25 protein-coding genes are annotated in these 26,521 nt (G+C 70.5%); 10 read left to right on the forward strand and 15 right to left on the reverse strand.

What is annotated here, in order from left to right; translation table 11 throughout:
* Positions 1 to 3 precede the first annotated feature (3 nt).
* From FNV62_RS36810 to FNV62_RS36830, 5 genes are all read right to left on the reverse strand, one after another.
* Positions 4 to 1,860: an FAD-dependent monooxygenase gene (locus FNV62_RS36810; protein WP_164331821.1), complete on the reverse strand. Its 1,857-nt coding sequence runs from the start codon at positions 1,858 to 1,860 to the stop codon at positions 4 to 6.
* A 176-nt stretch (positions 1,861 to 2,036) separates the two neighbouring features.
* Complete coding sequence (locus FNV62_RS36815) at positions 2,037 to 2,939, reverse strand: amino acid ABC transporter permease (RefSeq protein ID WP_054229849.1); 903 nt, start codon at positions 2,937 to 2,939, stop codon at positions 2,037 to 2,039.
* Entirely contained in the window at positions 2,936 to 3,601 is a 666-nt protein-coding gene (locus FNV62_RS36820; protein WP_054229850.1) for an amino acid ABC transporter permease, read from the reverse strand. The genes FNV62_RS36815 and FNV62_RS36820 overlap by 4 nt, the downstream gene beginning before the upstream one ends.
* A gap of 75 nt (positions 3,602 to 3,676) precedes the next feature.
* Positions 3,677 to 4,516, reverse strand: a complete 840-nt coding sequence (locus FNV62_RS36825; protein WP_143603115.1) for a glutamate ABC transporter substrate-binding protein — start codon at positions 4,514 to 4,516, stop codon at positions 3,677 to 3,679.
* A gap of 210 nt (positions 4,517 to 4,726) precedes the next feature.
* On the reverse strand, positions 4,727 to 5,503 hold the full coding sequence (locus FNV62_RS36830) for an amino acid ABC transporter ATP-binding protein (protein ID WP_097286494.1): 777 nt from the start codon (positions 5,501 to 5,503) through the stop codon (positions 4,727 to 4,729).
* Positions 5,504 to 5,800: 297 nt separating this feature from the next.
* On the opposite strand from FNV62_RS36830, the gene FNV62_RS36835 reads away from it, so the two are divergent.
* Both FNV62_RS36835 and FNV62_RS36840 read left to right on the forward strand, forming a co-directional pair.
* On the forward strand, positions 5,801 to 6,487 hold the full coding sequence (locus tag FNV62_RS36835) for a response regulator transcription factor (protein WP_060897140.1): 687 nt from the start codon (positions 5,801 to 5,803) through the stop codon (positions 6,485 to 6,487).
* Positions 6,488 to 6,496: 9 nt separating this feature from the next.
* Entirely contained in the window at positions 6,497 to 7,906 is a 1,410-nt protein-coding gene (locus FNV62_RS36840; protein ID WP_097286495.1) for a sensor histidine kinase, read from the forward strand.
* A gap of 42 nt (positions 7,907 to 7,948) precedes the next feature.
* On the opposite strand, the gene FNV62_RS36845 is transcribed toward FNV62_RS36840, so the two are convergent.
* Positions 7,949 to 8,947: a TAXI family TRAP transporter solute-binding subunit gene (locus FNV62_RS36845; RefSeq protein WP_143603116.1), complete on the reverse strand. Its 999-nt coding sequence runs from the start codon at positions 8,945 to 8,947 to the stop codon at positions 7,949 to 7,951.
* A 186-nt stretch (positions 8,948 to 9,133) separates the two neighbouring features.
* Here FNV62_RS36845 and FNV62_RS36850 point away from each other — a divergent pair, with 186 nt between their 5' ends.
* Positions 9,134 to 9,595: a MazG nucleotide pyrophosphohydrolase domain-containing protein gene (locus FNV62_RS36850; protein ID WP_060897141.1), complete on the forward strand. Its 462-nt coding sequence runs from the start codon at positions 9,134 to 9,136 to the stop codon at positions 9,593 to 9,595.
* Between the two features lie 24 nt (positions 9,596 to 9,619).
* On the opposite strand, the gene FNV62_RS36855 is transcribed toward FNV62_RS36850, so the two are convergent.
* Entirely contained in the window at positions 9,620 to 10,879 is a 1,260-nt protein-coding gene (locus FNV62_RS36855; protein WP_143628380.1) for a cation:proton antiporter, read from the reverse strand.
* A 4-nt stretch (positions 10,880 to 10,883) separates the two neighbouring features.
* The gene (locus FNV62_RS36860) at positions 10,884 to 11,369 is read right to left on the reverse strand and encodes a cation:proton antiporter regulatory subunit (RefSeq protein ID WP_054229957.1); all 486 of its coding nucleotides are present in this window, start codon (positions 11,367 to 11,369) and stop codon (positions 10,884 to 10,886) included.
* A gap of 245 nt (positions 11,370 to 11,614) precedes the next feature.
* Between FNV62_RS36860 and FNV62_RS36865 the strand changes: the two genes are divergently transcribed.
* Together FNV62_RS36865 and FNV62_RS36870 are read left to right on the forward strand one after the other, a co-directional pair.
* Positions 11,615 to 12,691, forward strand: coding sequence for a HAMP domain-containing sensor histidine kinase (locus FNV62_RS36865; RefSeq protein WP_225900489.1), 1,077 nt, complete (start codon positions 11,615 to 11,617; stop codon positions 12,689 to 12,691).
* 14 nt (positions 12,692 to 12,705) lie between these two features.
* Positions 12,706 to 13,407 (forward strand): response regulator, encoded by a 702-nt coding sequence (locus FNV62_RS36870; RefSeq protein WP_225900896.1) that lies wholly within the window; start codon positions 12,706 to 12,708, stop codon positions 13,405 to 13,407.
* 110 nt (positions 13,408 to 13,517) lie between these two features.
* Here FNV62_RS36870 and FNV62_RS36875 read toward each other — a convergent pair whose 3' ends face one another.
* The 3 genes from FNV62_RS36875 to FNV62_RS36885 form a co-directional block, all read right to left on the reverse strand.
* Complete coding sequence (locus FNV62_RS36875) at positions 13,518 to 14,018, reverse strand: hypothetical protein (RefSeq protein ID WP_143603119.1); 501 nt, start codon at positions 14,016 to 14,018, stop codon at positions 13,518 to 13,520.
* A 468-nt stretch (positions 14,019 to 14,486) separates the two neighbouring features.
* On the reverse strand, positions 14,487 to 16,346 hold the full coding sequence (locus FNV62_RS36880; RefSeq protein ID WP_143609372.1) for a M1 family metallopeptidase: 1,860 nt from the start codon (positions 16,344 to 16,346) through the stop codon (positions 14,487 to 14,489).
* Between the two features lie 367 nt (positions 16,347 to 16,713).
* Positions 16,714 to 17,337, reverse strand: coding sequence for a DUF6817 domain-containing protein (locus FNV62_RS36885; protein ID WP_205521772.1), 624 nt, complete (start codon positions 17,335 to 17,337; stop codon positions 16,714 to 16,716).
* Between the two features lie 154 nt (positions 17,338 to 17,491).
* Here FNV62_RS36885 and FNV62_RS36890 point away from each other — a divergent pair, with 154 nt between their 5' ends.
* Positions 17,492 to 17,935 carry a GNAT family N-acetyltransferase gene (locus tag FNV62_RS36890; RefSeq protein WP_143603121.1) on the forward strand — a complete coding sequence of 148 codons (444 nt, stop codon included), beginning with the start codon at positions 17,492 to 17,494 and terminating at the stop codon, positions 17,933 to 17,935.
* A gap of 12 nt (positions 17,936 to 17,947) precedes the next feature.
* On the opposite strand, the gene FNV62_RS36895 is transcribed toward FNV62_RS36890, so the two are convergent.
* On the reverse strand, positions 17,948 to 19,894 hold the full coding sequence (locus FNV62_RS36895) for a serine/threonine-protein kinase (RefSeq protein WP_143609373.1): 1,947 nt from the start codon (positions 19,892 to 19,894) through the stop codon (positions 17,948 to 17,950).
* A 155-nt stretch (positions 19,895 to 20,049) separates the two neighbouring features.
* Between FNV62_RS36895 and miaB the strand changes: the two genes are divergently transcribed.
* Positions 20,050 to 21,579: a tRNA (N6-isopentenyl adenosine(37)-C2)-methylthiotransferase MiaB gene (gene miaB / locus FNV62_RS36900; protein ID WP_097286503.1), complete on the forward strand. Its 1,530-nt coding sequence runs from the start codon at positions 20,050 to 20,052 to the stop codon at positions 21,577 to 21,579.
* Between the two features lie 51 nt (positions 21,580 to 21,630).
* The gene (locus FNV62_RS36905) at positions 21,631 to 22,350 is read left to right on the forward strand and encodes a class III extradiol dioxygenase subunit B-like domain-containing protein (RefSeq protein WP_143628382.1); all 720 of its coding nucleotides are present in this window, start codon (positions 21,631 to 21,633) and stop codon (positions 22,348 to 22,350) included.
* Between the two features lie 85 nt (positions 22,351 to 22,435).
* Here the strand turns inward: FNV62_RS36905 and FNV62_RS36910 are convergent, their stop codons facing one another.
* The 3 genes from FNV62_RS36910 to FNV62_RS36920 all read right to left on the reverse strand — a co-directional run bounded on the left by FNV62_RS36910 (position 22,436) and on the right by FNV62_RS36920 (position 24,682).
* Entirely contained in the window at positions 22,436 to 23,638 is a 1,203-nt protein-coding gene (locus FNV62_RS36910) for an IS110 family transposase (protein ID WP_143608937.1), read from the reverse strand.
* Positions 23,639 to 24,100: 462 nt separating this feature from the next.
* Positions 24,101 to 24,364 (reverse strand): antitoxin, encoded by a 264-nt coding sequence (locus FNV62_RS36915; protein WP_097286505.1) that lies wholly within the window; start codon positions 24,362 to 24,364, stop codon positions 24,101 to 24,103.
* Positions 24,365 to 24,388: 24 nt separating this feature from the next.
* Positions 24,389 to 24,682 carry a hypothetical protein gene (locus tag FNV62_RS36920; RefSeq protein WP_143609375.1) on the reverse strand — a complete coding sequence of 98 codons (294 nt, stop codon included), beginning with the start codon at positions 24,680 to 24,682 and terminating at the stop codon, positions 24,389 to 24,391.
* Between the two features lie 183 nt (positions 24,683 to 24,865).
* On the opposite strand from FNV62_RS36920, the gene miaA reads away from it, so the two are divergent.
* Both miaA and FNV62_RS36930 read left to right on the forward strand, forming a co-directional pair.
* A complete protein-coding gene (gene miaA / locus FNV62_RS36925; RefSeq protein WP_143603124.1) occupies positions 24,866 to 25,804 on the forward strand; it encodes a tRNA (adenosine(37)-N6)-dimethylallyltransferase MiaA in 939 nt (312 codons plus the stop codon).
* Positions 25,805 to 25,912: 108 nt separating this feature from the next.
* Positions 25,913 to 26,515, forward strand: coding sequence for a hypothetical protein (locus tag FNV62_RS36930; RefSeq protein ID WP_186003233.1), 603 nt, complete (start codon positions 25,913 to 25,915; stop codon positions 26,513 to 26,515).
* The last annotated feature ends 6 nt before the right edge of the window (positions 26,516 to 26,521 follow it).

Consider the following 26,521-nt stretch of genomic DNA (forward strand, 5'->3'; position numbering starts at 1 on the left):
TCGTCAGGTCCTACTGGCCGCGGTCTCCGCTTCCGCCTCCGCCGTGGCGGGGCCGCCCAGTGTCGTCTCGGCCGCCGCGTACAGGTCGGCCGGGCGCACCCCGCTCAGCGCGGTGACCAGGTGGCCGTCGGGGCGCACCAGGAGCACGGTGTGTGCCGCCGCGCCGGGATAGCTCTCGGCGACCAGCAGCTCGGCGCGGTGCGGCAGCGCGGTCACGGCGGCCGCGAGCCGGGGCATGATCCCGGCCGTGACCCAGTGCTTGCGCGCCCACACGCCCGTACCCGGAGCGATCAGTACGACGAGCAGCACCCCGCGACCGAGCCGCTCCCGCAGCTGTACGAACGAGCCGTCCTCCGCGGTCACGCGTACGTCGACGACCGGCGCACCGGGAGCCGTGTCCACCGGCGTCTCCGATTCGGTGTGCGCGGGCGTGAGCGGCGAGTCGGCGTACACCCCCGGCGCACCCAGTGGGCCGCGTCCCAGGTGGCCGTCCGTGAGCAGCGCGTCGTGGCCACGGGCCGACCCGGGGACGTACGAGCGCAGGCCTCCGCCGCTGCGCAGCAGTGGCAGCGCCTGGTCGGCGGCGCGCAGCCGGGCGGCGACGACGGCCCGCCGCTCCGCCTGGTAGCTGTCGAGCAGTGCCTCGTGCGGGCCGTGGTGCCAGGCGAGCGCCAGTTTCCAGGCGAGGTTGTCGGCGTCCCGCAGGCCCTCGTCCAGGCCCTGGGTGCCGAGCGCGCCGAGCAGGTGCGCGGCGTCCCCGGCGAGGAAGACCCGGCCGGACCGCCAGCGGCGGGCGAGGCGGTGGTGGACGGTGTGGACTCCGGTGTCGAGCAGCTCGTACGGGGGTGTGGAGCCCGCGTTCCAGCCCGCGAGGGTCTCGCGGATGCGCGCCACCAGCAGGTCGGGCGTGACCAGGTCCTTGCCGGGCGGCAGCAGCCAGTCCAGCCGCCACACGTCGTCGGCGAGGGGGCGCGCGGTCACCTCCCCGCTCGCGGGGCCCGACGTCCGCCATGGCGGCATCCGGTGCAGCAACGCCTGGCCGGGCCAGGGAAGTTCCGTACGCAGCGCCGCCACGGCGTATCGTTCGACGGCTGTACGTCCGGGGAAGCGGATGTCCTGGAGCTTGCGCACGGTCGAGCGTGGTCCGTCGCAGCCGACCAGGTAACTGCCGCGCCACCATGTGCCGTTGGGGCCGCGGGTGTGCGCCGTGACGCCCGAGGACTCCTGCTCGATCGAGTCGAGGCGGCTTCCCACGGCGACCTTGATCAGCCGCTCGTGGATGATGGCCTCGCGCAGGGCGCCGGTCAGCGCGTGCTGGGCGAGGTGCATCGGGGCGGGCGCGTGGGCGCCGTCGGAGTCCTGCGCGTCCGTACTCGGGCCGAGCCCGGCGCTTTTCAGGCTCTGCGTGCTCCCCTTCGGGTCCCGTGCGCTTCCCCCGGAACGCTGGGCGCCGCTCCCCGCGGCGTGCGCGCCGCCCCCGAAGGCCTGGGTGCCGCTCAGCGCGCCGTGCGCGCCGCCTCCCGCGCCGTGCGCCGCGCCCCCGGGGTCGTGCGCGTCGGCTTCGAAGTCCGGCGAGTGCGTGTCGGACGCCCGGGCAGCGAAGTCGATCTCGCGCATCACCTGCTTGCGCCGCATCGACCGCCATCCGGCCCAACGGAAACCGGCATCGGTGAGGGGCAGGCCCGTCAGGCGCTCGACGAGCGCGGCCGTGTCCTCGCGCAGCACCACCGTCCGCGCGAGCCGTTGTTCGTCCTTGCCCGGCCCCTCGTCGAGGACCACGCAGGGAACCTCCTGGCGGGCCAGCGCAAGGGCCAGCGTGAGGCCCACGGGCCCCGCGCCGACGATGATCACCGGGTCCACGGCGCGCGGCCCCCTGCCCGGAGCGGTGTCCTGAGGAACGGTCGGGAACAGGCAGTTGGAACGGGGTGCACGATCACAGAACGTATGCAACCCATTGCCGGTGCTTGCGTCAAGTGACGGGGGCAGTGGCGATCATGCCACTGCCCCCGTTGACATCGACGAAGGGTGAGGATCCGTCAGATGGAGATGCCGCCGCCCGCACCGCCCGCGCCGGTCGACTCCGTGCCCCCGACCGCGGCCGGCGCAAGCACGACGCCCGTCGACTTCTTGCCGCGCCGCAGTCGTCCCTCCAGCCAGCTCGCGAAGCTGGTGAGGCTGAAGTTGAGCGCGATGTAGATCAGGGCCACGACGGTGAAGCTGGCGATGGTGTTCGCGCCGTAGTACGCGCTCATCGGGCCGACAGAGGCGAGCAGCTCGGGGAAGGTGAGGACCGCGCCGCCGAGCGCGGTGTCCTTCACGATCACGACGAGCTGGCTGACGATCGCCGGCAGCATCGCGGTGACCGCCTGCGGCAGCAGGATGAACCGCATGACCTGGTTCTTGCGCAGACCGACGGCCATGGCCGCCTCGGACTGCCCCTTGGGCAGCGACAGGATGCCCGCGCGGACGATCTCCGCGAGGACCGAGGAGTTGTAGAGCACCAGTCCCGTGAAGACCGCGTAGAGCGGACGGTCGTCCGAGCTGATGTTCGAGTAAGTGGAGTACGCGGCGTCGGCGAAGATCATGAGGACCAGCACCGGGATGGCGCGGAAGAACTCCACGATCGCGGCCGCGGGTATCCGGATCCAGGCGTGGTCGGAGAGCCGGGCGATGCCGAAGAAGGCGCCGAGCGGCAGGGCGATGACCATGGAGAGGGCCGCGGCCTTCAGGGTGTTCTGCAGCCCCGGCCAGAGGTACGTGCTCCAGGCCTCGCCATGGACGAAGGGCTTCCACTTCTCCCAGGCGAGCTGGTCCTTGTCGTTGAGGCTGGTGATCACCCACCACAACAGGGCCGCGAAGGCGACCAGGAACAGCGCCGAGTAGAGGATGTTGCGCCGCTTGGCACGGGGGCCCTGGGCGTCGTACAGGACGGACGTCATCGCTTCACCGCCACCTTCTTGCCCACCCAGCCGAGGAGGAGGCCGGTCGGCAGCGTCAGGCACATGAACCCGAAGGCGAAGACGGCCGAGATCGCGATGAGTTGGGCCTCGTTCTCGATCATGGACTTCATCAGGGTGGCCGCTTCGGCGACACCGATCGCGGCCGCCACCGTGGTGTTCTTCGTCAGGGCGATCAGCACGTTCGTCAGCGGACCGACGACCGAACGGAACGCCTGGGGAAGCACGATCAGGGTCAGGACCTGGGTGAAGTTCAGACCGATGGCGCGGGCCGCCTCCGCCTGCCCGACGGGCACGGTGTTGATGCCGGAGCGCAGCGCCTCGCAGACGAAGGCCGAGGTGTAGGCGATCAGACCGAGCACGGCCAGCCGGAAGTTGACCGTCTCGACCTGGTCCGAGCCGAGACTCACCTGCAGGGTCTGGTTGAGGCCCAGCGACGTGAACAGGATGATCACGGTCAGCGGGATGTTCCGCACGATGTTCACGTAGGCGGTGCCGAATCCGCGCATGAGAGGCACCGGACCGACCCGCATGGCGGCCAGCATGGTTCCCCATATCAGGGAGCCGACGGCTGAGAGGACGGCGAGCTTCACCGTCATCCAGAACGCTCCCAGCAGGTCGTAACCTTGAAGAAAGTCGAACACGATTCCCCGCGCTTCCGCGTGTGGTGATGCCCGGGTGCGCCGCCCCCCGAGGGCGGCGCACCGGCGGGCCCTACATCAGCTGACGATGTTGCCGATCTTCGGAGCGGGCTCGTTCTTGTATCCCGCCGGACCGAAGTTCTTGTCCACGGCCTTCTGCCAGGAACCGTCGGACACCATCGCCTCGAGAGCCGTGTTGATCTTGGCCTTGAGGTCGCTGCCCTTCTTGACGCCGATGCCGTAGTTCTCGTTGGTCATCTTGAAGCCGCCGAGCTTGAACTTGCCCTTGAAGGCGGCCTGCGAGGCGTAGCCGGCGAGGATCGAGTCGTCCGTCGTCAGGGCGTCGATCGCCTTGTTCTGCAGACCCGTCAGGCAGGCCGAGTACGTCGGGTACTGCTGGAGCTGGGCCTTGGGCGCCAGCTTGTCGTGCACGTTCTGCGCCGAGGTCGAACCGGTCACGGAACACAGCTTCTTGCTGTTGAGGTCCGACGGCGACTTGATGGCGGCGTCGTCGGCGCGGATCAGCACGTCCTGGTGGGCGAGCAGGTAAGGGCCGGCGAAGTCGACCTTCTGCTGACGCGCGGGGGTGATCGAGTAGGAGGCGGCGATGAAGTCGACGTCACCGCGCGAGAGCGCGTTCTCGCGCTCGGCGCTCTTCGTCTCCTTCCACTGGATCTGGTCGGGCTTGTAGCCGAGCTTCCCGGCGACGTACGTGGCGACGTCGACGTCGAAGCCCGCGTAACCCTGCGGGGTCTTCTGGCCGATGCCCGGCTGGTCGAACTTGATGCCGACGGTGATCTTGCCGCCGCCACTGCCCGAGGAGCCGCTGTCCTTCTTGTTGTCGGAGCCGCACGCCGTGGCGGTCACGGCGAGCGCGAGCACGACGGCCGAGGCGGCGGTGACCTTGCGGAGCTTCATGGTGAACATCCTTTGGGTGGGGAGGAGATGCAGGTCTTCAGGCATGGGCTTCAGACATGGGCTTCAGTGATGAACGCAAGCGATGAACGTCAGCGTTGAACGCAAGCGATGAACGTCAGCGATGAACGCAAGCGATCAACGTCAGCGATGAATGCCGGTTCAAGAACCTCGGTTCAGGAACGAACTTCAGTGATGACGAAGCGCAGGCCGTCAGTGGTGCAGGATCTTCGACAGGAAGTCCTTGGCCCGGTCGCTGCGGGGATTGCTGAAGAACTGGTCCGGCGCGGCCTCTTCGACGATGCGACCGTCGGCCATGAAGACCACCCGGTTGGCAGCCGAGCGAGCGAAGCCCATCTCATGCGTGACGACGATCATCGTCATGCCGTCGCTCGCGAGCTGCTGCATGACCTCCAGGACCTCGTTGATCATCTCGGGGTCGAGCGCCGAGGTCGGCTCGTCGAAGAGCATGACCTTGGGGTCCATCGCCAGCGCCCGCGCGATCGCGACCCGCTGCTGCTGACCGCCCGACAACTGCGCGGGGTACTTGTCCGCCTGGGTGCCCACGCCCACCCGGTCCAGCAGTCCGCGGGCCTTCTCCTCGGCCGCCTTCTTGTCGGCCTTGCGGACCTTGATCTGACCCAGCATCACGTTCTCGAGCACCGTCTTGTGCGCGAAGAGGTTGAAGGACTGGAAGACCATGCCCACGTCGGCCCGCAACCGGGCCAGCGCCTTGCCCTCGTCGGGCAGCGGCTTGCCGTCGATGGTGATGTCGCCCGAATCGATCGTCTCCAGGCGGTTGATGGTGCGGCACAGGGTGGACTTCCCGGACCCGGAGGGCCCGATGACCACGACGACCTCGCCACGAGCGATCGTCAGGTCGATGTCCTGGAGCACGTGCAACGCGCCGAAGTGCTTGTTGACGCTCTTCAGGACGACCAGGTCCTCGGTCGCGGCCACGGCATCCTTGGCCACCGATACTTCGGTCATCGCTCTGGGGCTCCGTCCTCCTCGGTTTCGGTGGACAGTAGTGACCCCGTGCGACCAGCGTCATTACATCTGAGGGGAACTTGAGCATCACGATCCGGTAGCAATCGGACACGAGTCGTAGCAGCCGCTGTGCGACGGCGTACCGGCCGCGTACCGGCTGGGTAACGGAAGCCCTCCCCGACCCGAAGCCTCTTGACGCGGTCGTGATCCATCGGCGTGACTTCCTTGGTGCACACGCGTGTGCGCCGCGATCCAACAGGATCGGACCGTACGACCGATGAACCGGAGGGGGCCGGAATGAGACTGCTGCTCGTCGAGGACGACAACCACGTCGCGGCGGCCCTGTCCGCGGTGCTGGCGCGACACGGCTTCGACGTCACGCACGCCCGCAGCGGCGAGGAGGCCCTGCAGGCACTGGTTCCGGAGAGCGACGGCTTCGGTGTGGTCCTGCTCGACCTGGGCCTGCCCGACCAGGACGGCTACGAGGTCTGCGGCAAGATCCGCAAACGCACCAGCACTCCGGTGATCATGGTCACCGCCCGCTCCGACGTACGGTCGCGGATCCACGGCCTCAACCTCGGCGCCGACGACTACGTGGTGAAGCCCTACGACACCGGGGAACTGCTCGCCCGTATCCACGCCGTCAGCCGGCGCAGCGTCCCCGACGACGCCGGCGGCTCCGGGGACACCGCGCTGCGGCTCGGGCCGGTCCGCATCGAACTGCCCACCCGCCAGGTCAGCGTCGACGGTTCGGTGGTCCAACTGACCCGCAAGGAGTTCGACCTGCTCGCGCTGCTCGCCCAGCGGCCCGGGGTGGTCTTCCGCCGGGAGCAGATCATCAGCGAGGTGTGGCGCACCAGTTGGGAGGGGACCGGGCGCACCCTGGAGGTGCATGTAGCGTCCCTGCGTTCCAAGCTGCGCATGCCGGCGCTGATCGAGACCGTGCGCGGCGTGGGGTACCGGCTCGTCGCTCCCACGGCGTAGCGTGCACCGGTGCGCACCCGCCTCCTTCCGCTGCTCATCGTCCTGATGGCAGCCGTGCTGCTCGCGCTCGGCGTCCCGCTCGCCGTGAGCGTCGCGGCCGCCGAGCAACAGCGTGTGGTCGTCGACCGCATCGACGACACGGCACGCTTCGCCGCCCTCGCGCAGTTCGTCACCGACCAGCCGGCCGGCGGCTCCCGAGTGGGCACGACGGACGAGCGCGGGGAGACCCTGCGCAAGGAACTCGTCGCGTACTACGAGGTGTACGGCATCCGTGTCGGCGTCTTCTACCGCGACCTCGCGCCCATGGCCAATGCACCCGAGAACTGGTACGTGGTCGCGAAGGGCGAGGGGCGCGAGGCCTTCAACGAGGCGCTCCTGGGCCGCCGCAGCCACGACCCGGAGCAGGTCTGGCCGTGGCAGCGCAACCGGCTCGTCGTCGCGTCCCCGGTCATCCGGGACGGTGACGTCATCGCGGTCGTGGTCACCGACTCGCCCACCGGACAGATGCGTTCGAAGATCCTGCACGGCTGGGTGATCATCGGCGCGGGCGAGGTCGCCGCGATGCTCCTCGCCCTCGGCGCGGCGCTGCGGCTGACCGGCTGGGTGCTCAGGCCCGTACGTGTCCTCGACGCCACCACCCACGACATCGCCACCGGGCGGCTGAAGTCGCGGGTCGCGGTCGCGGGCGGTCCGCCGGAACTCAGACGCCTGGCCCGGTCGTTCAACGAGATGGCGGACAACGTCGAAGACGTCCTGGAGCAGCAGCGCGCCTTCGTCGCCGACGCCTCGCACCAGTTGCGCAACCCGCTCTCGGCGCTGCTGCTGCGCATCGAACTGCTCGCGCTGGAACTGCCGGAGGACAATGAGGAGATCGCGTCGGTCCGCACCGAGGGCAAGCGCCTCGCCGAGGTCCTGGACGACCTGCTCGACCTGGCGCTCGCCGAGCACGCCGAGGCGGACCTGCGGCTGACCGACATCGGTGAGCTGGCGGCCGAGCGCGTCGCGTCCTGGTCGCCACTGGCCGACAGCAGGGGCGTACGCCTGACCGGCACCTGCCCGGCCACCACCGCCTGGGCCGACCCGGTCACCCTGTCCAGCGCTCTGGACGCGGTGATCGACAACGCGCTGAAGTTCACGCCCGAGGGCGAGGACGTCGAGGTGGCGGTCGCGTCGAACGGCGAGGTCTCGACGGTGATCGTCACCGACCGCGGTCCGGGTCTCAGCGACGAGGAACTGGCCCGCATCGGCGACCGCTTCTGGCGCAGCGCGGGGCACCAGAACATCAAGGGCTCGGGCCTCGGCCTGTCCATCTCGCGGGTGCTGCTCTCGGCGGGCGGCGGCTCCATCGCGTACGCCCGTCACGAGCCGCACGGCCTCAAGGTGACGGTGACGGTGCCGAGGTCGCGGCCCGAGTCGTGAGCGGGGCGACCAGGGCCACCGGGGCCGACGTGGTGGTCGGCGCTACGGCTTGACCGAGCGGTAGTAGCGCCGGGCGCCCTCGTGCAGGGGCAGCGGATCCGTGTAGATGGCCGTGCGCAGGTCCACCAGCTGGGCCGCGTGCACCTGACGGCCGATGCCGTCGCGGCTGTTGATCACCGTACGGGTGAGCTCCTCGGTGAGCCGGGCGTCCGAGTTCTCCCGGGTGATCAGGAAGTTCGCCACCGCCAGCGTCTGCACGGACGAGCCCTGCTGGGCCTCGGGGTAGGCGTCGGCGGGCATCACCGCGGACCGGTAGTAGCGGGCCGCGCCGCCCTGCTCGTGCAGTTTCGCGACGAGGTCGCCGGTGATCGGCACCAGCCTGACGGCGAAGCGCTTCGAGAGCTGCTGCACCGCGCTCGTCGGCAGGCCGCCCGACCAGAAGAAGGCGTCGATCTTGTGTTGTTCGAGCAGGTCCGGCATGGTGCCGATGCCGTCCGGAAACGGCTTGATGTCCTTCGCGGAGTCGAGCCCGGCCGCCTGCAGAACATGCTCCGCTATCAGCCGTACCCCGGAACCGTCCGGCCCCACGGCGACCCTCTTGCCCCGCAGGTCTGCCACCGACTGGACGGACGAGGAGCGCGGGACGACCAGGTGCACATAGTCGTCGTACAGCCGGGCGCAGCCGCGCAGTTGGCCCGCCCCAGGCTTGTTCTCCAGGATGTACGTCTCCACCGCGTCGGCCGCCGCGATGGTGAAGTCGGCCTGGCCCGTGGCCACCCGGCGGACGTTCTCCTGCGAGCCGTCGCTGTTCTTCAGCCGGACGTCCAGGCGCGGCATGTCCTTGGCGAGCGCGGTCTGCAGGAGCGTGCCGTACTTCTGGTACACCCCGGTCGGGGTGCCCGTGCTGAACGTGATCCTGCCGCCCGGCGACTCCTCGCCCAGCGGCAGCAGCCACCACAACAGCAGCCCGAACACCACGAGCGCGGCGGCCGAGCCGAACAGCGCGCGGCGCCGGTCGATACGGGGGAGTGGCAGGAACATGCGCGCGATCCTGCCAGCCGGGGGCAGTCCTGACCAGGGCGGGGCTGAGAGGGGACGAGAGGGGTCGAGAGGGGGACGAGAGGGGTCGAGAGAGGGCGCGAGGGGGCGAGAGGGGCGGCGGGGGCGTGGAACCGGGCTCGGATTGGTCGGCGAGGGCGTGGAAACCGGGCTCGGTATGGTCGGCGGATGCAGACCTCGCCCGACTCCCCGGTCACTTCTTCCGCGTCTCCCGATCGCTGCCCCGCGTCTCCGTCCCCCGCTTCCCTGGTCCGTGAGTTCCACCTCGCCTTCGGGCTCGACGCGCGCAGCACGCCGACGGAGGTCTCCCCGGCGCTCGCCGCCCACCGTGGTGAACTGCTCGCCGAGGAGGCCGCCGAAGTCGCCGAGGTCTCGGTCTCGGGCCCGCTGGACCGGCTGGCGCACGAGCTGGCCGACGTCGTGTACGTGGCGTACGGCACCGCGCTCGTCCACGGCATCGACCTCGACGCGGTGATCGCCGAGGTTCACCGCTCCAACATGACGAAGCTGGGCCCCGACGGCCGCGTCGCCCGCCGGGCCGACGGCAAGGTCCTCAAGGGGGAGCACTACCGGGCGCCGGACGTGTCGGAGGTGCTGCGGGGGCAGGGGTGGAGGGGCGTGGACGCGTAGACCCCGCGGCTCGATCGGCCCGGCTCAGTCCCCGACGGCGGTCTGCTGTCGTGCCTCATCCTCCGCCTCGGGCCGTTCCGGTTCCGCCCCCTCGGGTTGTGCCGCGGGGCCCCGACGCTCGGGGAGACCGAACCGGGCGGTGAGCCGTTCGGCCAGCGGCTGGGTGTAGCGGGCGGTGAGCGGGCCGAGTACGACCAGGATCAGCACGTACGCCGTGGCCAGCGGGCCGAGCGAGGGTTCGATGCCGGCCGTGACCGCGAGCCCGGCGATGACGATGGAGAACTCGCCGCGCGCGACCAGCGCACCGCCCGCTCGCCACCGGCCACCCACGGAGATACCGGCCCGGCGCGCCGCCCAGTACCCGGTGGCGATCTTCGTCAGAGCCGTGACGACGGCCAGCGCGAGCGCGGGCAGCAGGACCGGCGGGATGCTCGCCGGGTCGGTGTGCAGCCCGAAGAAGACGAAGAAGATCGCCGCGAAGAGATCCCGCAACGGGCTGAGCAGCGTGTGCGCGCCCTCCGCGACCTCGCCGGACAGGGCGATGCCGACCAGGAACGCCCCGACGGCGGCGGAGACCTGGAGCTGCTGCGCGATGCCCGCGACGAGGATCGTCAGGCCCAGCACGACGAGCAGCAGCTTCTCGGGGTCGTCGCTGGAGACGAAGCGGGAGATGACACGGCCGTAGCGGACGGCCACGAACAGGACGAGTCCGGCGGCTCCCAGGGCGATCGCGAGTGTCACACTGCCCGCGGCCAGCCCGACCCCGGCCACCAGCGCGGTGACGATGGGCAGGTAGACCGCCATCGCCAGGTCCTCCAGGACGAGGATGCTGAGGATCACCGGGGTCTCCCGGTTGCCCACCCGCCCCAGGTCGCCCAGCACCTTGGCGATGACACCGGACGAGGAGATCCAGGTGACGCCCGCCAGGACCACGGCGGCCACCGGACCCCAGCCGAGCAGCAGCGCGGCGGCAGCGCCGGGCAGGGCGTTGAGGGTGCAGTCGACCAGGCCCGAGGGGTAGTGGGCCTTGAGGTTGGAGACCAGATCGCTGGCCGTGTACTCCAGGCCGAGCATCAGCAGGAGCAGGATGACGCCGATCTCGGCGCCGGTGGCGACGAACTCCTCGCTCGCGCCGAGCGGGAGCAGCCCGCCCTCGCCGAAGGCGAGGCCGGCCAGCAGATACAGCGGGATGGGGGAGAACCGCAGCCGGGCGGCGGCCCGCCCCAGCAGCCCGAGACAGAGGATGATGGCGCCGAACTCGATCAGCAGAACAGCAGAGTGCACGCGCTCACTCCCGTCCGAGTATCGCCGCGGCGCCGTCGACGCCTTCGCGGGTCCCGACGACGATCAGGGTGTCCCCGCCCGCCAGCCGGAAGTCCGGCGTCGGCGAGGGGATGGCCTCGGCGCGGCGCAGCACCGCCACCACCGACGCGCCGGTCTCGGTCCGCATCCGGGTCTCGCCCAGCACCCGGCCGTTCCAGCGGGAGGTCGCGGCGATCTCGATGCGCTCGGCGATCAGCCCGAGGTCGGTGGTGTAGAGCAGGCTCGGGCTGTGGTGGGAGGGCTTCAGCGCGTCGATCAGCGAGGCCGCCTCGCCGCTCGTCAGCCGCAGCGACTGGGCGCAGGAGTCGGGGTCGTCGGCGCGGTACACGCTCACGGTGCGGGCGCCGTCGCGGTGCGCCACCACCGACAGGTGGCGCTGTTCGCGCGTCATGAGGTCGTACTGGACCCCGATGCCCGGCAGTGGCGTCGCCCGAAGGCGTGGCGTGGACATGATCTCCCCTTGTTCATCGAGTCGGTTGCTCATCGCGTCGTGTCGTGTCGAGTCGAGTCGCGTCGTGTCGAGTCGCGGTCCTGCGTTCCCGTGCAAAACGGTCATGCTGCCATTCCCCGTACGGTGGCGACATGGGTGTTGGCACGGATGGACACGACCGCTCGACAGGCGCGAAGCTGACCGGGACAGCGGCGTCGCCGCAGCTCGGAAGGGCCGGAGGGACAGGAAGGGACGGACAGAAGAACGTGTCGCTGTTCCGGCGGATCTTCCTGCTCAATGCCGCGGGCCTGACCGTGGCCACCGCGCTGCTGCTGGGCCCGGTCACCGTGTCGACGCCGATACTGCCGGGCGAGGTGCTGGTCGTCGTCGCGGGGCTCGCGGTGCTGCTCGTCGTCAACGCGCTCGTGCTGCGGATAGGACTGGCCCCGCTGCAACGGCTCGGCCGGGCCATGGCCACCGCCGACCTGATGCATCCCGGGGCCCGGGCACCCGTCACCGGCCCCGCGGAGGTCGCCGGGCTGATCACCACGTACAACACCATGCTCGACCGGCTGGAGACCGAGCGCGCCACCAGCTCGGCCCGCGCGCTCTCCGCGCAGGAGGGCGAGCGCCGACGTATCTCCCAGGAGCTCCACGACGAGGTGGGCCAGACCCTGACCGCCGTGCTGCTGCAGCTCAAGCGGGTCGCCGACCAGGTGCCCGGGGAGCTGCGGGAGGAGGTGCGGCAGGCGCAGGAGGCGACCCGCGGCAGCCTGGACGAGATCCGCCGCATCGCCCGTCGGCTGCGCCCCGGGGTCCTGGAGGAACTCGGTCTGCACAGCGCGCTGCGGTCGCTGGCGGCCGAGTTCACCACGCACGGCCTGTCCGTACGCCACCACCTCGACGGAGATCTGCCGCCGCTGACCGAGGAGACGGAACTCGTGGTCTACCGGGTGGCTCAGGAAGGGCTCACCAACACGGCCCGGCACGCGGGCGCCGATCGCGCCGAACTGCGCTTGCGGCGGGTCGTGGATGTGGACGGTGGCGACGGCGTCGAGCTCCTCGTGCGGGACAACGGCAAGGGCCCCGGCCGGCTGCGGGAGGGGGCGGGGATCAGCGGTATGCGGGAGCGGGCCCTGCTGATCGGCGCCGCGCTCTCGGTCGGAGCCGGGCCGGGGTCGGGCACCGACGTACGGCTGCGCATCTCGACGGAGACGGGCGTATCGAAGACAGGCGCATCGAAGACCGGGGCATCGAAGACCGGCGCATCCACGACAGGCGCGCCGAAGACCGGCGTACCGCCGCAGCTCCGCGCCGCGACCGCTTTCGAGGGAGACCGATGACGTCCGTGCCGCCCATGTCGTCCGTTCCGGCCACGTCCTCCGTGCCCGACCGGCGGCCCGGCGGGGGCCGGCCCACCCGGGTTCTGCTCGCCGACGACCACACGCTCGTGCGCCGTGGCGTACGGCTCATCCTGGACGGCGAACCGGACCTGAGCGTCGTGGCCGAGGCCGGTGACGGTGCCGAAGCGGTCGCGCGGGCCCGCGACACGGACGTGGACCTCGCCGTCCTCGACATCGCGATGCCCCGGATGACCGGACTCCAGGCGGCCCGCGAACTCTCCCGCCGCCTTCCCGACCTGCGCATCCTCATCCTGACGATGTACGACAACGAGCAGTACTTCTTCGAGGCGCTCAAGGCCGGGGCCTGCGGTTACGTACTGAAGTCGGTCGCCGACCGCGATCTGGTCGAGGCGTGCCGGGCGGCGATGCGCGACGAGCCGTTCATCTATCCCGGCGCCGAGACCGCGCTCGTACGCACCTATCTGGAGCGGATGCGGCGCGGCGAGGCCCTGCCCGTGCGGACCGTCACCGACCGCGAGGAGGAGGTGCTCAAGCTGGTCGCCGAGGGCCATACGACGAAGGAGATCGCCGAACTGCTCTACATCAGCGCCAAGACCGTGGAGAGCCACCGGGCGAACCTGCTGCAGAAGCTCGGCCTGCGCGACCGCCTCGAACTCACCCGGTACGCGATCCGGGCCGGGCTCATCGAGCCGTGACCCGGGCCGGACAGGGACCGGACAGGCACCGGACAGGGACTGGACAGGCACTGGACACGGAAAGGGCCGACCCGTGCACGGGTCGGCCCTCTCTTGGTGGTGCCGCCGGATCACTTCACCGTCACGACGACGGTGGGCGAGACGACCTTGCCCGCCATGACCCGCAGCTGCTCCTGGCCCTTGTTGTTGAACTTGGTGACCAGGGAGTAGCTGCTGCCGTTCTTGAGCACGGTGCTGGACTTCAGAGCGGTCCACTTGCCGTTGTGCATGCGCAGCAGCACCACCTTGGTGCCGACCTTCACTCCCTTGGCGCGTCCGGTGAACGTCACCGACTGGCCGGCCTTCACCTGGGCCTTGCTCACCCTGGCGGTGATCGAACCGTTGGCCATGGGCGTGCCGGTCCTGGTCGGCTTCGCGGTGCCAGTCCTGGTGGGCTTGGCGGTTTCGGTCCCGGTCGGCTTCGCGCTGCTAGTCATGATCGGCTTCGGCCTCGGTGAGGCCGCGCTCGGGGACGCGGCGAAGGCGCCCGCCGTCCCGGCCGACAGCAGAGCGACGGAGAGCGCGCCGGCGCCGATCGCCTTGGCACAGCGGCTGCGGAGTGTGGAATTCACGTGTGACTCCTGACGTGGCGGGTCCCCCCACAAACGGATCACGCCCATATGGGCGAAATGTTCGCTTTTGAGGTTATCCACGTCAGGGCCGAGCCTGCGACCGGACGAGGGTGTTATTCCTGTGCGAAAAGCGTCAAAAAACCCTCACTATCGGACAAAAACGCCTGGTCGGCGGGGCTTGCGGAGGGTTACCAACTTCTTACCCAGCGTCCATGGCGATCGCTCCGATGCGATCGCTCCGAGCAGCGCCCCCACCCCGTCGCCTTGGCCGACGAGTCCCCGAACGTCCGCGGACGTCAGGAGCGAGGGCACATGTCCGCGCCGTACACCGTGCGTGCGGTAGTCCGGGACGACGATCCGGCTCGCCGGGGACTCGGCGGAGTCCCCGGACCGCCCGTTCGCCGGCCCGGTCGTCGGTTCGCCGCGGATGACATCCCAAGGGGTCGACCGCGGCGAACCGACGCCGAATCAGCCGTCGATGCGGTGCTGGGTCCAGAACGAGGTCAGGTCCGTGGTCGTGGCGGCCTGGGCGGCCGCCTTGAACTCGGCCGTGGTCGAGACGCCGTACCAGTGCGAAGTGGCGTAGTCCTTCAGCAACTTCGCCATGACGGTGTCACCGAGGACGCGCCGCAGATCGTGCAGGGCGCACTTGCCGTAGCCGTAGACGACGGTGGAGTACCGGGACGAGTGGGCGTCCCAGTAGGCCATCGAGTTGGTGATCTTCTCCGCCGTCGAGGCCCAGGAGACGCTGTTCCAGCAGTTGGTGCCGGTACTGCCCAGCGCCAGGTCGGTGGCGTAGTCGGTGAACGCCTCGTCCAGCCACGGGCTGTTGTACTCGTCGTCGCCGACGATCCCGTAGAACCACTGGTGCCCGATCTCATGGGTGAGTGCCGTGGTGGAGACCAGGTCGAGGACGAACCCCGGGTACTCCATGCCGCCGAACCAGAAGTTGTTGTCGATCACGGCGTCCAACTCGCCGTACGGGTAGGCGCCGAAGCGTCCCGCGTGGGCGTCCACCGCGCTCTTCGCGGTGGTGAGCATGGACTGTGCGCTGGACGAACTGATCCCCGAAACGGAGTAGATGTTGATCGGGGTGCCCGCCGCCGACGTACCCGAGATCTTGCTGAACGGGCCCGCCGCCCACGCGAAGTCACGGACCTTGGAGGCGGTGGCCGTGGTGACCGTGCGTCCGCTGGAGCCGGGGGTGTCCACCGAGGTGCCCGTGGCCGGGACCAGCAGGGTGGTCGGGTGGTCGAGGGTCACCTTGAAGTCGGCGGCCAGGGAGTAGAACGACTCGCCGTTGTTGGTGTACGGGTCCAGGTGCCAGCCCGAGCCGTCCTTGATGGCGAGAACCGGCAGCGCGTTGCCGATCATGCTGAACGCGCCGTCGTAGCCGAACCGGTCGGCGCCGCTGGGGACGGTGATCCCCAGGTCGAAGCCGATCGTGGTCGACTGGCCCTGCGCCAGCGGGGTCGGGAGGGCGATCCGGAGCGCGGTGCAACCGACCGACAGGGCGCCCGCGGTGCCCCCGGTGACGTTGCTGACCGCGATCGGCATCGCGGAGCAGGTGCCGTGGTAGTTGTCCCACAGCCTCAGGTACACCTCGCTGAGCGCGGTGGAGGAGGCGTTGGTGAACGTCGCGCTCTCGTGGCCCGTCCAGACCGTGCCGCTCGTGTTGCTGCTCAGGCTGACGGTGTACGAGGGGGCGGCCGGCGTGCGCGTGGAGTCCGCCGGCGGGGTCGTGCCGCCGGAGGTGTCGAGGGCGATGTCGTCGAGGACGAAGCTCGTCTGGAGGCTGGAGTCCTCGGTCCCGGTGAAGGCGAGGCTCACGGTCTGGCCCGCGAACGCCGACACGTCGAACGACTTCTGTACGTAGCCGGTGGCCTTGTTGAGGTTCGAGTACGTCGCCAGTGTCGTACTGCCGATCTTCGCCGTCAGCTTGTCGTACGCGGTCGACGAGGTCGTCTCGGCGGTGTCGATGTGCAGCCAGAAGGTGAGCGTGGCGCTGCTGCACCCGGACGGGATCGTGACGCTCTGCGAGAGGGTGTCGGTGTGCGTACTGCCGACACCGTTCAGCCAGGCGAAGCTGGTGCCGCCGTGGGCGCTCTGACCGGAACGGCTGGTGATCACGGTCGACGACGACTGGGTCCAGGGTGAAGTCCCGCTCTCGAAACCACCGTTGGTGACCACCTGGGCCGGAGTGCAGTCGGCGGCCAGTGGTGCCGTGGGCGGCGCGGCTGCCGCCGGGGTGATGGGGAGCAGGGCTGCGGCCAACGCGGCGATGCCCAGTGCGGTCGCGGCGAGGGCCTTGTGGGGGGTCGGTCTCACACGAAACTCCTTTGAGGCGGCCGGGATTCCGGCCTGCTCGGTGGCCGCCCTGACGGCCTGGGTGCGCCGGGGGCAACCGGGGGCTGCGCGCATCGCTTGCGCGATCGCTGGGGTGAGATTTCCGTTGCGTCTCCCTGTGGTCAGGGCTACGGCTGCGGGAAGCCTGGCAGATTTGACCGGGGCATGCCATCAGTGACGGGTAAAAGTGTTCGCTGACCTGAAGTGTTCGGGCTCCGCCCGCGGCCGTGGTCGGTACGAGTCGGTCGAACTCGGTGATCAGTGATGAGCGATCAGCGATCAGCGATCAGCGATCACTGATGAGCGATGAGCGATGAGCGATGAGGTTGAGCGCTGAGTGCCTGAGCGATCAGTGATCCGGGAGCGCGGCGTGCGGGCCGAGCTGCCGGGCGCAGGCGTCCCGGGCCGGGGCGGACAGCAGGTCGCCCGCTCCGGTGAACAGCCGGTACAGGGACGGGCCGTACCGCTCCGCCAGTTCCGCGTTGTGGGCCAGTACGTCGAGCTCGTTGGCGGCGGTGATCTCCAAGAACGCTCGCAGGTCGTCGTCCGCGGGGATGTGCTCGCGGCCGGTGAAGCGATCACGGAAGACCACGGGCCGATCTCCCCCGATCCGGGGAAGGACGGCGCCGCGGTCGCAACTCGCGTACAGGTACACCAGTGCCTCGGCCCGGTCGCCGATCAGCTCCGCCAGGGTCGCCCGCTCGGCGACCGGCAGCAGGTACGGGTCGAAGCCGTCGGTTCCGTACGCGGCATGGCACAGCCCCGCCGCCTGGATCGCGGGGTCACCGCCCCAGTCGGCCAGGAGCCGTCGGACACGGCCGAGGTGCTCCAGCAGCGTGCCGCCCGGATGCGGCATCTCGGCGGTTCCCCGCGCACGCAGGAAGGCTTCGGCACGCGACCACCGGGACGCGTCACCGTCGCCGGTCTCTTCGGGAACTTCGAGCGCTTCGGGTACTCCGGGTACTTCGGTCACTTCGGCCCCTTCGGGATGAGGATTCAACGTCTCGGCAGGCCACTGAGAGACTCCCACCATGGACACGAGTGCGGGGGCGGACCTGACAAGGCCCGGGCGGGCGCTGCCCGGGAACGGGTCAGGCCAAGCGGTGGTTCGAGGATCGGGCCGTTCCATGGAATGGGCGCTGCGCTCCGCGGAGCAGGCGGACGTCGAGGTGATCGCCGAGCTGCGGGCGACGGTGATGCGCCCGGACCTGGAGCGGTTGGGCCGGTTCGACGAGCGCCGGGTCCGCCGGCGGCTGCGGGAGTCCTTCTCCCCGGGGCACACGTCGGTCGTCATCGTCGACGGCGACTTCGCGGGCTGTGTCACGCTGAGGCCGGCCGAGGACGGGCTGTGGCTGGAGCACTTCTATCTCGTCCCGGACTTGCAGGGCCGGGGGCTCGGTTCAGCCGTCCTGCGCGCCCTGCTGGACCGCACCGACACCGACGGCCTGCCCGTCCGTCTGAACGTCCTGCAGGGCAGCGCCGCCCGGCGACTGTACGAGCGCCACGGGTTCACCGTGGAGGTTCAGGACCCGATCGACGTCTTCATGGTGCGACGACCGGGTGCGGGATGAAGAGGTCCGCTCCTAGGCCGCGTTGCGCCAGACCTTCACGTCCAAGGTGGCGTACGTCGTCCCGGACGAACCCCGATACGTCACGAGCCCCACGTGCCCCGTCCCGCTGACCACGCACATCTGCTGGCCGACGGTGAGGTCCCTGACCCAGATGTAGCTCTTGTAGCCGGTCGCCGCCTTGCACGCGTCCAGGCTTCCCTGCCGCCCCACGGGCAGCAGGGCGAGGGAGCTGCCGGAGTCGGTGCCGGGGGCGAGGACCGCCCCCGAGGAGTAGACGGCATACGTCAGATCCTCGTCGGAGGTCCCGGTGTCCGCCTTGGACCGCACCGGAGTGTCCGCGAGATACAGGTCGTGGCTCGCGGTCATCCGGATCCCGGAGTACGTCACCGGGACGGGGGCCGTCGGTGCCGCGGGCTTGCTGGACGCGACGGTCGGAGGAGCCGAGGCAGCGGTCCGCGTGGGCGTCGGGGGCCCCGAAGGGCTGGGCGGCAGAGCGGACTTGGCCGTCTTGGGCTTCTTCGAGGCCCGGGGTGACGGGGAGCCGGACGCCGACGGCGAAGCCTCCGCGGACGTGGCCGAGTGCGACGCGGCGACGTCCTGAGCCCGGTTGTCGTTCTTGCCGCCGTCCCGCGGGACGAGCAGCAGCGCGGCGGCCGCCCCACCGGCGACGAGTACGACCGCGGCTACCGCCCATACCCAGCCCCGGGCCTTGCGGCCCTTGCCGCCCGTGCCCACCGAGGAGGTCTGTGCGGCGTCCGGTTCCTGCGGCTGCTGCCAGGGGTGCGGAGCGTACGGGCCCGGCGCGGCCCCCGGCCCCATCACGAAGGGTCCGGGCAGCGCGGCATGGGACGGCGCGGCGGGGGAGTAGGCCATCGGAGGCCCGAAAGCGCCGGGACCACCGGGACCACCGGGACCGGCGGGACCGAAGGCGCCGGATCCAGCGGGTCCGAAAGCCCCCGCAGCTCCCGCAGCCTCCGCAGCCCCGGAGGTCCCCGAAGCGTGAGCGTCCGCAGCCGCCTCCACCCGGGCCCGATCGGCGCCTTCGGCCCGAGCCGCGATACCCGCCGCCAGCTCACCCGACAGCCACGCCCCGGACGCGGACCGCGCTTCGGCACCGAGATTCGCCTGGATGGTCTGGACGGAGCGTATGACCTCCTCGACGGAAGGCCGCTCGGCGGCGGGCTTGCGCAGACACAGCGCCACCAGCTCCCGTATCTCCACCGGCACGCGGCTGAGATCGGGCTCCTCGTGGACCACCCGGTAGAGCACCGCGTGCGGATCCCCGTCCCCGAAGGCGGCGCCGCCCGTCGCCGCGAACACCGCGGTCTGCCCCAGCGCGAACACGTCGGCCGACGGCATGGCATCCCCGCCGAGCACCTGCTCCGGCGCCATGTAGGCGACGGTTCCGAGGGCCGTGCCGCTCATCGTCACCGACGTGGCGTCCGCGGCCCGCGCGACACCGAAGTCGATGACCCGCGGGCCGTCGGCGGCGAGCAGCACGTTCGACGGCTTGAGGTCCCGGTGCACGATGCCCTCGCGGTGCACCGCCTGCAGGGCCTCCGCGACACCGGCGATCAGCCGCAGCACGGTGTCGAGGGGCAGCGGCCCGTGATCGCGTACCGCGTCGGCGAGGGAGGGCCCCGGCACATAGGCGGTCGCGCACCACGGCATCGACCCTCCGGTGTCGCTGTCGACGACCGGAGCCGTGTAGAGCCCGTGCACCCGGCTCGCGGCGGCCACCTCGGCCTGGAACCGCTTCCTGAACTCGGCGTTCTCGGCCAGCTCCGGCCGGATCACCTTGACCGCGACGGCCCGCCCGCCCGGCGTGTGCGAGAGATAGACCCGTCCCATGCCCCCGGACCCGAGCCGTGCCACCAGCCGGTAGCCGCCGACGACCCGGGGATCGCCGTCCTCCAGAGGCTGGAAACTCTCCACATCGGCCCCACCGTCGCTCAACACGCCTCACTCCACCCCGAGATCAGTTCTGTGGTGCCCCATTGCATCACGGGCCCCCTCGGCCCGGTGGGGACGGCCGCCGACCTCGTGGTCGGGCTCGGCCCGCTCCTCGAAACCCTCGGACGGGGGCTCTCCCGAAACCGCCTACCCTTGGAGGCATGACCAGCAGCAGCGACCGGAGTCAGGCAGTGGACGTTCAGGAACCCAAGACCTATGAGGTGCGCACCTACGGGTGCCAGATGAACGTCCACGACTCCGAACGGCTCTCCGGGCTCCTCGAAGGCGCCGGTTACGTGCGCGCGCCCGACGGGTCCGACGGGGACGCGGACGTCGTCGTCTTCAACACCTGCGCCGTCCGGGAGAACGCCGACAACAGGCTGTACGGCAACCTCGGCCGCCTCGCGCCGATGAAGACGAAGCGCCCCGGGATGCAGATCGCCGTCGGCGGCTGCCTGGCCCAGAAGGACCGCGACACCATCGTGAAGAAGGCGCCCTGGGTGGACGTCGTCTTCGGTACGCACAACATCGGCAAGCTGCCGGTCCTCCTGGAGCGCGCCCGCGTGCAGGAAGAGGCGCAGGTCGAGATCGCCGAGTCGCTGGAAGCGTTCCCGTCCACGCTGCCGACCCGCCGCGAGAGCGCGTACGCGGCCTGGGTCTCCATCTCCGTGGGCTGCAACAACACCTGCACCTTCTGTATCGTCCCGGCGCTGCGCGGCAAGGAGAAGGACCGCAGGACCGGCGACATCCTCGCCGAGATCGAGGCACTGGTCGGCGAGGGCGTCTCCGAGATCACCCTGCTCGGGCAGAACGTCAACGCGTACGGCAGCGACATCGGCGACCGCGAGGCGTTCAGCAAGCTGCTGCGGGCCTGCGGGCAGATCGAGGGCCTGGAGCGGGTCCGGTTCACCTCCCCGCACCCCCGTGACTTCACCGACGACGTGATCGCCGCCATGGCCGAGACTCCGAACGTGATGCCGCAGCTGCACATGCCGCTGCAGTCCGGTTCGGACCCGGTCCTGAAGGCGATGCGTCGGTCCTACCGGCAGGACCGCTACCTCGGGATCATCGAGAAGGTGCGCGCCGCCATTCCGCACGCCGCCATCACCACCGACATCATCGTGGGCTTCCCCGGCGAGACCGAGGAGGACTTCGAGCAGACCATGCACGTGGCGCGGGAGGCCCGCTTCTCGGCGGCGTTCACGTTCCAGTACTCCAAGCGCCCCGGCACCCCGGCCGCCACCATGGAGAACCAGGTCCCCAAGGAGGTCGTCCAGGCGCGCTACGAGCGTCTCGTCGCCCTCCAGGAGCAGATTTCCTGGGACGAGAACAAGAAGCAGGTCGGCCGCACCCTGGAGCTGATGGTCGCCGAGGGGGAGGGCCGCAAGGACGGCGCCACCCACCGCCTCTCCGGCCGTGCCCCCGACAACCGCCTGGTCCACTTCACCAAGCCCGACCAGGAAGTACGCCCCGGCGACGTGGTCACCGTCGAGGTCACCTACGCCGCCCCGCACCACCTGCTCGCCGAAGGCGCCGTCCTGGACGTGCGCCGCACGCGCGCGGGGGACGCCTGGGAGAAGCGCAACGCGGCCGAGGCGCCGAAGCCCGCCGGTGTGATGCTGGGGCTGCCGAAGATCGGTGCCCCGGAGCCGCTGCCGGTCGCCACCGGCAGTGGGTGCGGCTGCGACTGACCCCGGGACGGGGGGCTCCTGGACCGGCCGCGCGGGGTTACGCTGCCGATCATGCTTGTAGCCGCCGCAGTCTGCCCCTGTCCGCCGCTGCTCGTCCCCGAGGTCGCCGCCGGTGCGGCACCGGAACTGGCCGCCGCGCGCGCGGCCTGCACGGACGCTCTGGGGGTGCTGGCAGCCTCGCGCCCCGACCTGCTGGTCGTCGTCGGGCCGGCCGATGAGAGCGGGCGCGGGCCGTTCCCGGAGGGGGCGCCGGGCTCGTTCCGCGGGTTCGGTGTGGACCTCGACGTGCGCCTCGGGGGAGGGGCGTCGCCTGCCGGGGCGCCGGAGCGTCCGCTTCCGCCCTCGCTCGCCGTCGCCGCCTGGCTGCTGGAGCGCACGGGCTGGTCCGACGCCCCCGTCGAAGGCCTTGGAGTGGGGGAACCTCTCGAGGTCGAGCGGTGCGTCCAGGCCGGGGCGGGGATCGTCGCGCGGGCCGACCGGGTGGCCCTGCTGGTGATGGGCGACGCCAGCGCGTGCCGGACGCTCAAGGCACCCGGATATCTCGACGAACGCGCGACGGGCTTCGACGCGGAGGTCGCGCGGGCGCTGGGTGCGGCGGACCTGGCGGCCCTGAAGGCGCTGGACGCCGAGCTGGCGTACGAACTGAAGGTCTCCGGGCGGGCCCCCTGGCAGGTCCTCGCGGGCGCGGCCGAGGGTGCGGACCTGGGCGGCGCCCTGCTGTACGAGGACGCGCCCTACGGGGTGGGGTACCTGGTGGCGGCCTGGTCCTAAGGGGCCTAGGGGTCCTAGGGGTCGTCGAGGTTCTGGGAGTCCTAGGGTCCTAGCGGTCCCGGGGGGGGTGCCTCTATGTCCTTCGTCAAGCGAGGCGTGGGGTTCTGGGTTCGTAGAAGGTGCCGTCGCGGAGCATCGCGAACAGCACGCTGATCCGCTGTCGGGCAAGGCGGAGGAGGGCCTGCGTGTGGGTCTTTCCGCGAGCTCGGCAGCGGTCGTAGTAGGAACGGGAGGCGGGATCGTGCAGGGCGGCGAACGCGGACAGGAACATCGCCCGTTTGAGCTGCCGGTTGCCGCCTCTGGGCGCGTGTTCGCCGTGGATCGAGGTTCCCGAAGACTTCGTCGTCGGGGCGAGCCCGGCGTAGGAGGCCAGATGGGCGGCGGTGGGGAAGCTGGTTGCGTCGCCGACGGTGACCAGCAAGGTGGCGGCGGTCCTGACCGCAACCCCGGGCATCGAGGTCAGGACCGGGGAAAGAGGGTGAGCCTCCAGCAACTGCCCGATCTGCGCTTCAAGGGCTCGTCGCTGTTCATGGACGGCGGCGAGCGAACGGGCAAGGGAGGGGATGACGATGTCGAGGGTGCCCGTGCCTGGAACGACGACGGTTTGTTCGTCCAGGGCATCGAAGACCTCGTCGATCAGCCGCTCGGCCATGCGTGGAGCTCTGGGTCTGGTGACCTCGACGAGCTTGCGGCGTCCGGCTTTTCGCAGCGCGGCCGGAGAGCCGTAGCGTTCCAGCAGCCAGGTCACCGCGGGGTGGTCCAGGCGTGGGCCAAGGACGCGTTCCAGCGAGGGGTGGAACTGGGTGAGCAGGCCGCGTATCCGGTTGGAGGTGCGGGTGGCCTCGGCTGCCAGGTCCTGGTCGAAGCCCACCAACACGGTCAGTTCGGCGGTGATCTCGTCGGTGAGCTCAAGCGAGCGCAGGGTGTGCGGCATGGTCCGGGCGGCGTCCGCGATGACCGCGGCGTCCTTCGCGTCGGTCTTCGCCTCGCCCGGGTAGAGGTCGGCGATCCGGCGCATCGCGAGTCCGGGCAGGTAGGCGACCTTGCAGCCAGCGTCCCGGGCGACCGTCAGAGGCAGGGCTCCGATCGAGGCGGGCTGGTCCACGATCACCAGCACGGTGCCGAACTTCGCGGCCAGCTTGTCGAAGACGGCCCGCAGCTTCGGCTCGCTGTTGGGCAGCTGCTTGTCGAAGACCTTCTTGCCGGCCGGGGTGAGGCCGTGCCCGTGATGGGCGCTCTTGCCTACGTCCAGGCCGAGGAAGACGCCCACGTCGTCGATGTCGTACAAGCCGTCCTCCCGAACGGGGTTCGTGCGGTGCTGGCCAGGGCTTCGGCGTCGTATGCGCGCATCCACGTTATGCAGACCTGCCGCCCGAAAACGGCCGGGCATTGCGCTCGGCCAGGCGGTAGTCGGACCTCTCATCAGCGTCTCCAACGGCGCCTCGTGGGCCCGGTGACACCACCCCCCAGGTCATCCGTTCGACAGGGGGGAACAGCCATGCCGGGCCCGGAGGCCAGCGGTCCCGTTGCGGAACCGCGAAGAAGATAACGGGGGGGGGCCTAGCGGTCCTGGGGCTGCGGCCGAGAAGGCCGCCAGCCGGCAGAGCCGAGCCTCGATACGGCCGGCTGGACTCGGTGGCCCTGATACAGCGGCCCGGACACGGTAGCCCGGACACGGCGGACGGCCGGGAGCTCGATGTGCTCCGCGGCCGTCCGCCGATGTGTGCCGATATGTGCCGATGTGTGCCCGTCAGGGCGTCGGAGGCGGTGGGGGCACGTCCGGCGGCGGCGTGGCGCCGTCGGATTCCTTGTGCGCGAGTCGGTCCATGGCGCCCTTGGCCTTGCCCGTGCCCGTCTGGATCTTGTCGCTGTACTTGCCCTTGGTCTTTTCGTCGACCACCTTCGCGGCCTTGTCCAGACCGTGCGTGACCTTGTCCCCGTGCTGTTGCGCGAGGTCCGAGACCTTGTCCTTGGCGGGTGCCAGCTTGGCTTTCAAATTGTCCAGGAGACTCATGGTCCACCTTCCCTCGCGGGACAGTTACGTGCGGGCGCTTTCGCCGGCCTCGTTGTCCGCGGCCTTTTCGGCGGTCTGCTGCTGGGGGATCTCGACGTCATCCTTGGCGGTGGCCTCCGCGGGCTCGGTCGCCGCAGCCCCGCCTTCGCTCTCGGAGCCTCCCGGCCTCTCGGAGCCTTCGGACTTCTCGGACGAACCCTTCGCCTCCTCCGTCACCTCCACCTCGGTATCGGCCGTTTGTGTGTCGGCCTGCACCGCGGCGGTTGACGCCTCCTCCGTAGCCTTCGACCTTCCAAGAAGTCGTGCAAAAACGCCCATATCCACTCCATACGTTACTCGTGAGGGCGAAATTCCGCGTCACCCGGTGCGTCCCATTGCGTCGCACGGGTCACCGGCTCTCGAAAACCGGCGGCTGGAACCTCGCAACAGGCAACGACCCCGGGCCCGTGGCGTCACGTAGCTCGTTCGAGGAGAGGCCCCGAGGTTTGCGAGACTAGGGCGGTGAGTAGCGCACCCCCCGCCCCCCGGGTCATCGCCGTCGTAGGACCGACCGCCGCTGGTAAGTCCGATCTGGGCGTTTACCTCGCCCAACGGCTCGGCGGCGAGGTCGTCAACGCCGACTCCATGCAGTTGTACCGAGGGATGGACATCGGTACCGCCAAACTGACGCCGCAGGAACGCGGCGGGATCCCGCACCACCTCCTGGACATCTGGGACGTGACCGTCACGGCCAGCGTCGCCGAGTACCAGCGGCTCGCTCGCGCCCGCATCGACGCGCTGCTCGCCGACGGCCGCTGGCCGATCCTGGTGGGCGGCTCCGGGCTGTACGTCCGTGGGGCCGTGGACAATCTGGAGTTCCCCGGCACGGACCCCGAGGTGCGAGCCCGGCTGGAGGAGGAGCTCACGCTGCGTGGCTCCGGAGCGCTGCACGCGCGTCTGGCCACGGCCGATCCGGAGGCCGCGCACGCGATCCTGCCCAGCAACGGCCGCCGTATCGTCCGCGCCCTCGAGGTCATTGAGATCACCGGAAAGCCCTTCACCGCGAACCTCCCCGGCCACGACTCCGTCTACGACACCCTGCAGATCGGCGTCGACGTCACGCGCCCCGAGCTCGACGACCGCATCGCGCGCCGCGTCGACCGAATGTGGGAGGCGGGGCTCGTCGAGGAGGTGCGTGCGCTGGAGGCGCACGGACTGCGTGAGGGGCGTACGGCATCGCGGGCGCTCGGGTATCAGCAGGTGCTCGCGGCGCTCGCCGGGGAGTGCACCGACGCAGAGGCGCGCGCCGAGACCGTACGCGCCACCAAACGCTTCGCGCGGCGTCAGGACTCCTGGTTCCGGCGCGATCCCCGGGTGCACTGGCTGAGCGGCGCTGCGGCGGATCTCACAGAACTCCCGCAGCTCGCCCTGGCGTTGGTCGAACGACCGGTCACAGCCTGATCACGTCATGGCATCGGGACGCTCCGGCCGCCGTCCGGGCCTTCGGCGCCGTGCCATCATCGAGCTTCGATCGACCAAGTGGAGTCCGAGTTGGGAGGGCGCGTGGCGATGGAGGCCGGCCCTCGCGACACCGCACAGGACGCGGAGCACGACACCGCGCAGGAGCAGCAGAAACCGCACGAACGGCTGGAACCGCTGGAACCGCTGGAACGTCAGGATTTCGTCGGAGGTCGACTGGGCCCTGACGGGGACCTGCTGGGCGGCGACGGTGAGCTGCTCGGTGGCGGCGCCGCTCCGCTGAGCTCCGACGGGCCCGACGAGCCTTCCGGCGGTGTGAGCGCCGACGGGCCGGCACCGGACGAGATGGTGCCGCCCGAGGTCGAGGTCGAGCTGCGCCCGCAGCGTCGACTGCGGATCTGGCAGCTCGCGCCGATCGTCATCCTGGCCGCGACGGGCTCCCTGATGTTCGCCTTCCCGCTCGCCTTCGAGTTCGGTGACGGCGGTGCGGTGGTCGCCATGCTCGGCCTGCTGATCTGCTCGTGCGCCGCGGGCTGGGGCATGATGGCCGCCCGCCGGGTCGGCTACGTCTGGCCGGGCCTGCCGCCGCGGGGCACCGGCCGCCGTCTGGACTGGCGTGTCGTGCTCGCGTACGTCGTGGTGGTCGCGGCGGTGGCGGTACTCGCCGTCGGGCGCGTCGCCCGCCTCCGCTGAGGTCCT

It is taken from the genome of Streptomyces sp. RLB3-17, from assembly GCF_007113425.2.
GTDB lineage: Bacteria > Actinomycetota > Actinomycetes > Streptomycetales > Streptomycetaceae > Streptomyces > Streptomyces mirabilis_D.

Excerpts from the sequence above, each read along its gene's own strand:
- FNV62_RS36915 (WP_097286505.1), bottom strand. The coding sequence starts at position 24,364 with ATGAGTCTCCTGGACAATTTGAAAGCCAAGCTGGCACCCGCCAAGGAC.
- FNV62_RS36905 (WP_143628382.1), top strand. The coding sequence starts at position 21,631 with ATGCTTGTAGCCGCCGCAGTCTGCCCCTGTCCGCCGCTGCTCGTCCCC.
- miaB (WP_097286503.1), top strand. The coding sequence starts at position 20,050 with ATGACCAGCAGCAGCGACCGGAGTCAGGCAGTGGACGTTCAGGAACCC.
- FNV62_RS36890 (WP_143603121.1), top strand. The coding sequence starts at position 17,492 with ATGGAATGGGCGCTGCGCTCCGCGGAGCAGGCGGACGTCGAGGTGATC.
- FNV62_RS36870 (WP_225900896.1), top strand. The coding sequence starts at position 12,706 with ATGTCGTCCGTTCCGGCCACGTCCTCCGTGCCCGACCGGCGGCCCGGC.
- FNV62_RS36920 (WP_143609375.1), bottom strand. The coding sequence starts at position 24,682 with ATGGGCGTTTTTGCACGACTTCTTGGAAGGTCGAAGGCTACGGAGGAG.
- FNV62_RS36830 (WP_097286494.1), bottom strand. The coding sequence starts at position 5,503 with ATGACCGAAGTATCGGTGGCCAAGGATGCCGTGGCCGCGACCGAGGAC.
- FNV62_RS36825 (WP_143603115.1), bottom strand. The coding sequence starts at position 4,516 with ATGAAGCTCCGCAAGGTCACCGCCGCCTCGGCCGTCGTGCTCGCGCTC.
- FNV62_RS36860 (WP_054229957.1), bottom strand. The coding sequence starts at position 11,369 with ATGTCCACGCCACGCCTTCGGGCGACGCCACTGCCGGGCATCGGGGTC.
- FNV62_RS36835 (WP_060897140.1), top strand. The coding sequence starts at position 5,801 with ATGAGACTGCTGCTCGTCGAGGACGACAACCACGTCGCGGCGGCCCTG.
- FNV62_RS36815 (WP_054229849.1), bottom strand. The coding sequence starts at position 2,939 with ATGACGTCCGTCCTGTACGACGCCCAGGGCCCCCGTGCCAAGCGGCGC.
- FNV62_RS36845 (WP_143603116.1), bottom strand. The coding sequence starts at position 8,947 with ATGTTCCTGCCACTCCCCCGTATCGACCGGCGCCGCGCGCTGTTCGGC.
- FNV62_RS36930 (WP_186003233.1), top strand. The coding sequence starts at position 25,913 with ATGGAGGCCGGCCCTCGCGACACCGCACAGGACGCGGAGCACGACACC.
- FNV62_RS36850 (WP_060897141.1), top strand. The coding sequence starts at position 9,134 with ATGCAGACCTCGCCCGACTCCCCGGTCACTTCTTCCGCGTCTCCCGAT.